Origin of the sequence: Roseibium algae, from assembly GCF_037783265.1 — a bacterium.
Classification (GTDB): domain Bacteria; phylum Pseudomonadota; class Alphaproteobacteria; order Rhizobiales; family Stappiaceae; genus Roseibium; species Roseibium algae.
This window is the reverse complement of record NZ_JBAKIA010000037.1, coordinates 1-9,337: the sequence shown is the minus strand read 5'-3', so window position 1 is coordinate 9,337 and position 9,337 is coordinate 1. Positions and strand designations below refer to the sequence as shown.

Sequence of the window (9,337 nt, the reverse complement as noted above, 5' to 3'; positions counted from 1 at the left end):
TCCGGATTGCCGACCTTGGCTTTTATGCCGGATGGTCTCTGGTCGAGGTTCAGGTCGGTGCACCAAACCCGATAAGCGACACCAACAGCGCGCTCATGTCCGCCTTGGTTGGTCAGAGCACAGCCATTCTTCTGGATGGCACATCACCGCCACTGCATGGGCTGAATGGAAGCGGACTGTTGGATCTGTCCGGCCCTGAGGCCACCGCAGCGTATTTGCGGTTCTTCTGCTCTTATGTCCACGGCAAAGAAGGGCCTTTCCTTGTTGTGGAGACGGTTGAAGATCTCGCCCTTCGCGGCGATGTCATTGCGAAGGTCAGACACGATCTGTCCGACCTGATCTTGCCTCCCAAACAGGTTCCGCCCCCCACAGCGGGCGGCTCGGGAGAGGCCCCTCCTGATGCGCTGTTTTATACTGCAACGCTGCTCTACGCTGACCATTTGTTCAAGGTCAGGTTCCAGATATCGGCCAACGGCATGGTTGACATGCTCGAGGATGACCCGCTCGCAGAAGACGTCCCAATCACACCACGACTGTTCAAGGGTAACTGGCGAAGTTGGGTTCCACTCAAGATTAATGAATAGTCTTTAGAGCCCTATTTTAAATTAGTTGAGTGATAACAGGGGAGTTTCGCCAGCTTTCCAAGCACTTAAGTAACGCATAAAAAACTATAGCGAAATCGGTTCAAAAGTTTATCGAAACACTGCGTTAGAAAGGGCCAAAGATCAGGACGTTTCTAGTTTTGATTTCCCCGCTATAATATAACTATAATGGTCTGTATTATATTTCACCTAACGAGAATAGAAGTTAAGGACTTAACTCATGCCCCAGAAGTCTGCAGCTTACACAGCAAGGGAGCATCTCTCCCTCTGTAAAGAAAACGGTCTCGAGCCGATTTGCGCACTCACGGGAAAAGATCCGCGCAACCTCTCCGCTAGTGAACGCAGTTTTGTGGATTCACTACCCGATTCAACAATGTTCTCAGCCATCGAACTATTTTTCAAAATGCCAAAGGATTGGCTATCTGGCCGCCCTACCTTCAGGTCAGAAGCAACCACAAAACTCTCTGGATGAAAAATATACTTTTCTATTTTTAGTACTGCCCCAAGGTGTTCCTCGCTTGGTTTTTTACCGACCCCTTACACCAAGCCATGGAGAGATTTGTTGAGGTGGAGTTTTCCGTCAGCTGCCCTGTCGATCATTGCGCGGAAGTATCCGCCCGGTGATGAGATTTGTTCAGGATCTCGCAGGGCTTTTTCAGCGACGACCGCAATGCAGGCGGCGGCCAGATATCTGCCCTGTCGCTTGATTGCCTCGTTGAAAGCTGGCTGGCTGAGGCCGATCAGCACCCGCAAATGATCAGCGGCTTCACACAAGGCAGGCCATGTGCTGATCTCAAGCCCGGTTTCCTCTTGGAGTGTTGAGCACGCGGACTGGATCAGCCCGATTGAGACGCCGTCCAGGTTGGTTTCAAGCCGTTTTGGCTGACCTCCCCTGCCCTCGTGCAATTTAGCTTCTTGTGGCTTGGCCTCTTGCGGTTTTGGCTGTTGTGATTGCCTGCGCCCGCCGCAAGGCTCCCTTTCAAGAGCCATTTCATCGGCGTAGCCGGTGTCAGAGGGAAATTCAGTGTCTTGCTCGTGAGAGCAAGTCCATTCTTCATTACGACTAGAGGAGTCGGGATGGGTTGTAATAGATAAGCGGGTGTCACCAATGTCACCCGCGCATGACATTTGAGGGCTTTGAATGTTGTTCTGGTGATCCTGCTCAAACTGGCTTGCAGCCTCATGATAGAGCGCATCCAGATGGCTCGCCTTGTCATCAAGTCCCAGATCGCCATTCAACACGATCACTTCAGCTCTGGTGCAGAAGTCTTGATACCCCTGCCCTGCAATCGCCACCAGATCAACAATCGCCCGTGAGAACCGGGTAACGGCCCGTTTGGCTTCCTGCTCGGCCTTGATACGCCGCTGGAAAGCGTCAGCCTGTGATTTGAAGGCAGACAAATTGAAACACGACGGGGTGAAGTCCAGGCCATAGGCTTGCTCTGGTTGACCGCCCTTGCCCCGATAGACAAAGCGGCGACCTGTCGGGCTGTCCCGATAGGACAGAATACCAAGCTCAACCAGCTTCTTCAGACAGCGCGTCACTGTGCGCGACGTGCGCCGGGTGTATTCGGCAAGGCGTTGATTGGAAATCGCAACCACCGGACGGCGGCCGGGCTGGAAGTCATCGACCTGGACAAGCCCCAACAGGATATCAAGAACGTGATAGGTGGTGCCGTCGATCCCAAGGGCGGGCGCAACGCGCTTGAGAACCAGAGACACGTCTCGCTTGGCAACGCTTGGCCGGTCATCCTGGGCCGCCAAATGCGCGCTCGCAAGAACTCCCGCGGACACTTTGCGAAAACTCGCAATCTGATGTGAAGAAGACATAAGTCCTCCTTTGCCGAACGCAACAAAGCGAGCGGACATATAGATTATGGATGCGAGACAGGCTGAAAGGCGCAAGAAAGGGTGTCCTGCCCGAAGACAGAACTTGCTTTGCGCTACAAGTGATTCTAGAATCCATGTTGCAAAACTGTGGATTTAGGCACTTGTGCTTATCTCAATTGGACCCGCCCTCGTGGCGGGTTCTTTTGTTTGTTCTGACTATTTCATTGTTCACCGGCCTCCGTTGCCTTCAAAAATTTCGCGTATAGTTCGGGCAACTGATCAGACAGGAATGAACCGAACCGTTCGGCATCGGCCCCTTTGCCACTATTCAGTGTAATTAAATATTTACGCCGATTGCCCGCAGACTTCGCGGAGAGGTTATTATCCACGGAAGCCCATGCCCGCTCTTTGGCCTTTATCGACTTCCGCGTTGGTGAGTTTTGAACCTTCAGATAACTAACGAGAGTTTTTAGCTTCTGCTCTGGAGAGGCTTGCGCTAGTTCAGCCGACGAAAGTTTTTCTTTAGCAAGTTCCGCACTCCCCGGTCGATCCAGAAGCTTCTTTAGCTCGTAAAACCGATCCCGGCCAATTGAATGCGCCGCACCGAATTGATCTAGAATCTCGGACGAAATACCGGCGACTGAGAGAAGCTTCGAAAGAGTTGCGTTATCGGTGGACAGGGCAGACAAAAGCGTATCCGTGTCAAACCCATGCTCAGAGAGTTGTCGAGCATATCGAGCACGCTCCAAATATGAAAGATTCGCACGTGCTGCGTTCTCCTGGCCCTGAAGGATAACATGCTCGTTCTCGCTGAGTTTCTTAACGACAGCCCGAAGTTTCCGGCCCAATATCCGAGCCGCTTTCCATCGGCGGCGACCGAACACCAACATGTACCTTTTCGGATCAGTAGGGTGAGGCCGAACCAGCGCAGGAGTCTGCTGGCCATTTTTTTCAATAGACTTTACAAAGTCATCAAAATCAGCGCCGTCATCGAGCCGGTCTTGAATGAATGATGGATCGACTTCGGTCGGATCCAACTCGATTATGGTTTCACCTTCAACAAGCTGACCAGCCTGCTTTGCCAAGGTTTCAATCGAACCCATGATACTACGCCCGGCTCCCATCATGGGCAAATTGCCCGTCGTAGCCCCACCGGATCGCTTCTTCTGTATGACTCCCTCAAATGGGTTCTTCTTGCTCACTGTTCGTTCCTAGAAAGTGCCTGTTAGAAGTTTGATACTGCTCATGTAATGGGCGATTTTGACGTCAGTCAAAACGGACCTATCTACCCCAAGCTCGGTGTATGAGTTCCTGAATTTCTCCATTGACTGACTGCATGCATAATAGCGCTCGGTCATAAGTCCCACGATTGACGTTGCCGCGCTCAAGCTCGTAGAGCGACCGTTTAGTCAGGCCTGCGTCAGAAATTGCTGTAGAATTCAACATTGGTGTTTTGAGAATGTCATCTGCCAAGATTGTTTCCATAAGGCCAACCATACGACGCTGAGGTACATCAGAAGCGTTGTAGCGGGTGATCAGATAGCGCATCCAATCCATTTGCACGGCAACCCCCGCGTCCTTGAGTGTTCGCGTGATGTTCCCTAACATCAAAAGGAACTGACTCATTGACATGAGGTCAAGCATTTGCGGATGGACGGTGATTAAGATCGACGTAGCCGCAGATAGCGCTGTAAGGGTCAGATAGCCCAACTGAGGCGGGCAATCGATCAAGACAACATCGTAATCTTCTTCTACATTAGCGAGGGTGCTAGCTATTCGGGAGAAGAACGTCTTGCCCTCAGTCGAGTTCTGCATTGCGACCGGAGTATCGTATTCATATTCCTGAAGCTCAATGTTTGCGGGAATAATATCAAGCATCGGGAAATTTGTTTTTTGGATGGTCGAACGAATGTCTTGACGCTCGTCGTCATAGCGAATTGCATCATAGAGTGATAAATTCTTATCAAGCTCCGGCTGAAAACCATGAAGGGCTGAGAGTGAACCCTGAGGATCCAGATCTATCGCGAGCACTCTATGGCCAGTCAGAGAAAGGTGTTGAGCTAAATGCGCCGTGGTTGTCGTCTTACCACTGCCGCCTTTGAAGTTGACTATTGCAACGACCTGTAGCTTTTCCCCCATCCGCCTTTGAGGAACATACTTTTTCGCGGCTGATTTTCCTGTCTTATCGAGAAAATTTCGCATTTCCTCGATCTGCTCGGCAGTGTAGTAGCGACGACCACCGGTCAAGACCTCCGGACGAGGACCCTTTTCCTCAAGATCCAGGCGTTTTAGATTGTTTACGCTTGTCCCGACATATGTGGCGACTTCCTGTATTGGAAATTTCTTTAGTGTCTTTTTGGCGTCAGGCGGATAGATTTCCAAACGCAATTGATCGAGCGTTTGCGAGATCTCCACACCTTGGCTAAGGATCTTGTCATCAAGGGCAAAAGGTTCAAACGTGCTCAACTCACATGCCTTAATTTGATTATAGCGACAAAACGCCAGATTATTGATTAATAACGCCATTATTGCGCAACAGCCGATTCTGGCAAGAACTTTTTCGTAAACAAAATCTTAACCTACAAGAGTCTTCGAATAGAACACATTGCGTTCCGGTCATCACCTAAAATACAGAAAACCAAACAAAGCACTGATAAGATTGATTAATCTAACAAAATTGACGGCCGTCAAATCCCCATATAACTCGAAGTGCAGACACTTTACTGCCAGCCATTTTCTGCCGCTCGATGCGGCAGAAAATGGCTCAGGCCACTAGGCACAACAGAGAGCATATAGCTAAGACACCCTCAGTCTTGATGCCGCTCGATTCGAATAATCTTCGTGCGAACCCTGCACGTGGAAAACGTATCTTCGGGGAGGGTTTCCAGCACCTCAGCTCCGTCATGTTCAAAGGTGATGGGAACCAAGGCAACCAAAACGGCTGGCTCATCAAAGCCGTCCTGGCCCATGAGAGACAACGCGGCCTTGATGTGCTGACGGACCTTTGAGAACGGCGGGTTCATGATGATGCGCGAAAACGCGACCTTGCCTTTGACCTCGGCGGCATACTCCAGGAAACTGTTTTGAACGACAGGAACGCCAAGACGGGCAACGTGGTCCGCAAGCTTATGATGCCGCTCAACCGCGCAAATCTCGGACCGGCTGTGGCCAGAAGCCAGCAAGGCAGACACAAGCGCGCCCGTCCCGGCGCTCGGCTCAAGGGTGTTATAGTCACCGCCCTGCCCCAGATACTCAACCATGCGGCGCGCAACATCCATGGGCGTGACATGACATTCGCTCGCCTTGTCGATGATCAGCGGTTCCTCAATCTTGGCCTTGCCAAAGTCCATGCCCCTGCCGCTGCTGCTGTCCCGGTGCTGAACAGACACGAACATGGGTTTGGCAGGCCGGGTGTAAACTGACTTCTTCATGGGTCCGGTATCCTCATTCAAATAGGGGGAAGCTTGTGAGGGGACGAAGCCCCCTCACCTGTCCAGAAGTTCAAGCAGCTTGCGATGTGGCCTCATCGCCAGCCGGTTTGAAGCCTTCAGGAACCGGGTGCTCTTTCGAGTCCGTCAGGAAGACAGCAACACGCGGGCAAGAGTAATATGGCCCCTTGTAGTCAGGATCTGGGGCAACTTTGAAACGGAACGTGCCACAGGCGCTTGTTTCCACCCAACGGGCTTCACTGTAGATCGCAGAATATTGCGCCTTGGTCATCTCTATCTGGCGGAACGTTTTGGTCTGCCCTTCATGATAACGATCAAGAGCAAAAAGCTCCCCTGCCCTGAAGTTCAAAATCGATGGCTTTGCCGGTTTTTTGTTTGGAACGGTGTAGCCAACCGCCTGCATCAGATCGCGCCAATCGTCCGCGCTCTGATCAAGCGTTTTGCTGTTGGCGATATGCAAAGGCAGCGGAACCGCGCTTGTCAGTTCAAAGCCAAGATCTTTCACGCGGGCAACGATTTCTGCATCAAGACCACTAAAAAAAAAGAAGCCGTTTATTGTCTTACAAGCTGTAGATGGCATCAATGATAGTCATTAGGCTTGCTCTGTGCGCTATCGACATGTTGCCATTTCATCGCCCTGGGAACTGGGTTACTGGAAACGGGGGAGACAAGTCCAGGACCGAAAGCGGGGAGGGGCATCACCCTTGCGCACAAGCGATAGCGCGGAGCACGGGGATACCCCGCTGGAGGCCGCAACGCGGTTTATCCTTGACCTGTCGGGGGCAAAGCCCCGCTCAGACAAACAAATGGCTGGCTCGTCCAGGCTGCATAAAGGGGGAGGGGCGCGGGTCTGGTCTGGAGACGCGGCGCTATCGGGCCGAACTGCCGGCGCGATTGTGCCGTGGGCCAAGATCAGGACCGCGCCCCGGTGGGGCAAGGCCCCAGCTCAAGGATCAGTCCAGCCCGTGGGCTGGCCCGCGTCCAACCCATGAATATTGATTTTCAGGAGAAATCTGCTACATTCAGATCCGGAGTGAGGCGGCGGGTTTCCCCGCCACCCCTTTCCTTAGGTTATCATTGAGACCCGGATAGTGACACGCCAGTGCTTCCGGGTCTTTTTGATACTAAGGGTAACGCTAAATGGTATGAACCACATTGCATTACCTCCGTTTGAGGACAAAGGCCGTTTGCCTCGGCTTGGGAGGCCAAACTCCCAAGTCGCGCCGCTGGCTCGGCGCTGCTGCTTATGCCCTCAAAACTGATTCCTGAACTTATATCATGCCCTGCCCGTCACGCGGCTTTTAGACCTTTCAATTCAGCCATTTTTTGCGAGAGCGTCCAAAGCGCCTTATTGAGCTTGATATCATTATCAATGCCATTCACAGGGCGCGAAGAGATCCGGCGCACGCGTCCATTTGCATCCCGGCCAACCCCTCGCAAACCTCCCCGGATGGCGTTCTCCTGAACCACGTTAAAAGTGGTCCAAAGGTCGTCTTCCTGATCCACTGTGCGGCGAGCCTTTAACAACTGGCTTGGCTCAATCGGGGTCAAGACATTTCCATCGCTGTCGCCAAAGCGAACCACATGGGCGGCCTGCGCAAAGATTTGCTTTTCGTCTTGGTCCAGCCGCAAGCCTGCCCAATCCGCAGGAGCCACCAAAGCCTTTTCCGCCTCCTTCATCACCCGGTAAGTTCCCTCAATCACCTTTGCGCTCACGTCGCCGCTGTGCCGCACTTTCACGCTGTCGATGGTACCGGTTTGGGTCACCAGAGAATTAAGGCACTGAATGCGGAACAAGCCTGCCATCAGATCATAGGCCGAACTGCCGTCATTGGCGTTTTTCAGAAGGATTTCGCAAACGGTGCCGCCAACCGAATAGGTCTTGTCATCATCCAGACGACGCAGCCGAATGAGGTGTTTTGTAAACTGCGCCTTGCTCGCATCGCGGGGCCGACTTTGTTTTGCACCCACCGGCATAAAACCCTCTTTCATCAGGCCGCGCAGGATTTCGATTGTCGGGATCGGCTGGAACCGGTCTGACCGGCTTTCGTGGGCAGTGTCGGCAAAAACCGACGGGGCAAGTCTATGGATTTCGTCCTCGCTCAAGGCACGGGCTGAATCAAAACGGGCTGTGCTTGTATAGACGGTCATCGGGTTTCTCCATTTGCAGGTGTTCGCAGCGCTTCGGCATGTTGCCGTTTCATTTTCCCCGACGTGGGAAACGGGGAAGACAGGTCCAGGACCGAAAGCGGGGAGGGGCATCACCCTTGCGCACAAGCGATAGCGCGGAGCACGGGGATACCCCGCTGGAGGCCGCAACGCGGTTTATCCTTGACCTGTCGGGGGCAAAGCCCCGCTCAGACAAACAAATGGCTGGCTCGTCCAGGCTGCATAAAGGGGGAGGGGCGCGGGTCTGGTCTGGAGACGCGGCGCTGCCAGATCGACTTGCCCCGCCGAACTGCCGGCGCGATTGTGCCGTGGGCCAAGACCAGGACCGCGCCCCGGTGGGGCAAGGCCCCAGCTCAAGGATCAGTCCAGCCCGTGGGCTGGCCCGCGTCCAACCCATGAATATTGATTTTCAGGAGAAATCTGCTACATTGAGGTTCGAAGTGAGACGACAGGTTTCCCTGCCGCCTCTTTTCTTACGTTATGAATTGGACCCGGAGACGCACTGTCCAGGTGCTCCGGGTCTTTTTCAAAGTAAGAGTAACGCTAATGGGTATGAACCACATAGCATTACCTCCGATTTTAAGAGCAAGGCTGTTGCCACAGCCGGGAAAGCCAATCTTCCCCGGTCGCACCGCTGGCTCGGTGCTGCTGCTTCTGCTCTCAAAAACTCAGATCCTCATCCTACATGACTCGGACCGCGAACTGGTTAACAGCCGTTAACGAACTGCATTCCGGTTCGGGTCTTTCAAATGCCATATGCCCATCTGTGTATTCCATCCCGACCATGCCCGGTCCTTCCGGGTGGCCATTAAAATCACTTCTGTGATCTTCTGCGGCCTGCCATGCGGCGTCCTCACTGTCATGATCCTTGACCGCGTAGCGGGCAATGATGCTGCCCTGCGGGTCACAGGTGACAAAGGCGCGGATTGTGCGTTCGCGGTTGCTCATTGCGTCTTCCAGGATCTTCCCCGTCAATCCGCCGCCTCGCGGGTGGCAAGGCGGCGGGGTGAGAACGGTGGCCTATTCAGCGGCAACCAAAACAGGGCGGGCGATCTGCTCAACGACAGGGGTGCGAACAGGCTCAGGCAACCAGTTGGTGCCTTTGACCTTGGCGGCGGCATAGGCTGCGGCCTCTTTCTTCTTCATCTTGAGCACGGGCGCTGCCACGTCCTCGCTGCAAGCCTCAACAACCGCTTGATGAATGTCCGACAGTTTCAGGCGCTGGAAGTAGGCTTCATCTGCCTCATAATGCTCGCTCATGTCTGTGTTCAGGCTGAGCGCCAAAAG

Annotated in this window: 8 protein-coding genes and 1 pseudogene; 1 reads left to right on the top strand and 8 read right to left on the bottom strand. The window is 53.3% G+C overall.

From position 1 onward, the window contains the following. The coding region (locus V6575_RS23030; RefSeq protein ID WP_340277833.1) for a hypothetical protein at window positions 1-584 on the top strand (584 nt) is incomplete at its 5' end. A gap of 555 nt (window positions 585-1,139) precedes the next feature. Here the strand turns inward: V6575_RS23030 and repC are convergent. From repC to V6575_RS22990, 8 genes and pseudogenes are all read right to left on the bottom strand, one after another. After that, on the bottom strand, window positions 1,140-2,432 hold the full coding sequence (gene repC / locus V6575_RS23025; RefSeq protein ID WP_340277831.1) for a plasmid replication protein RepC: 1,293 nt from the start codon (window positions 2,430-2,432) through the stop codon (window positions 1,140-1,142). 221 nt (window positions 2,433-2,653) lie between these two features. Then, on the bottom strand, window positions 2,654-3,634 hold the full coding sequence (repB, locus tag V6575_RS23020) for a plasmid partitioning protein RepB (RefSeq protein ID WP_340277829.1): 981 nt from the start codon (window positions 3,632-3,634) through the stop codon (window positions 2,654-2,656). Window positions 3,635-3,713: 79 nt separating this feature from the next. Beyond that, window positions 3,714-4,958 (bottom strand): plasmid partitioning protein RepA, encoded by a 1,245-nt coding sequence (repA, locus tag V6575_RS23015; protein ID WP_340277828.1) that lies wholly within the window; start codon window positions 4,956-4,958, stop codon window positions 3,714-3,716. Window positions 4,959-5,239: 281 nt separating this feature from the next. Then, the gene (locus V6575_RS23010) at window positions 5,240-5,863 is read right to left on the bottom strand and encodes a methyltransferase type 11 (RefSeq protein ID WP_340277827.1); all 624 of its coding nucleotides are present in this window, start codon (window positions 5,861-5,863) and stop codon (window positions 5,240-5,242) included. Between the two features lie 70 nt (window positions 5,864-5,933). Next, window positions 5,934-6,461, bottom strand: a complete 528-nt coding sequence (locus tag V6575_RS23005) for a hypothetical protein (RefSeq protein ID WP_340277826.1) — start codon at window positions 6,459-6,461, stop codon at window positions 5,934-5,936. A 710-nt stretch (window positions 6,462-7,171) separates the two neighbouring features. Continuing rightward, the gene (locus tag V6575_RS23000; protein ID WP_340277824.1) at window positions 7,172-8,032 is read right to left on the bottom strand and encodes a DUF932 domain-containing protein; all 861 of its coding nucleotides are present in this window, start codon (window positions 8,030-8,032) and stop codon (window positions 7,172-7,174) included. Between the two features lie 699 nt (window positions 8,033-8,731). Then, entirely contained in the window at window positions 8,732-8,998 is a 267-nt protein-coding gene (locus V6575_RS22995) for a hypothetical protein (RefSeq protein WP_340277823.1), read from the bottom strand. 72 nt (window positions 8,999-9,070) lie between these two features. After that, a pseudogene (locus V6575_RS22990) lies at window positions 9,071-9,337 on the bottom strand (hypothetical protein); the annotation flags it as partial.

Coding starts and splice junctions, on each gene's coding strand:
- repC (WP_340277831.1), bottom strand. CDS start 2,432: ATGTCTTCTTCACATCAGATTGCGAGTTTTCGCAAAGTGTCCGCGGGA.
- repA (WP_340277828.1), bottom strand. CDS start 4,958: ATGGCGTTATTAATCAATAATCTGGCGTTTTGTCGCTATAATCAAATT.
- V6575_RS23010 (WP_340277827.1), bottom strand. CDS start 5,863: ATGAAGAAGTCAGTTTACACCCGGCCTGCCAAACCCATGTTCGTGTCT.
- V6575_RS23005 (WP_340277826.1), bottom strand. CDS start 6,461: ATGCCATCTACAGCTTGTAAGACAATAAACGGCTTCTTTTTTTTTAGT.
- V6575_RS23000 (WP_340277824.1), bottom strand. CDS start 8,032: ATGACCGTCTATACAAGCACAGCCCGTTTTGATTCAGCCCGTGCCTTG.
- V6575_RS22995 (WP_340277823.1), bottom strand. CDS start 8,998: ATGAGCAACCGCGAACGCACAATCCGCGCCTTTGTCACCTGTGACCCG.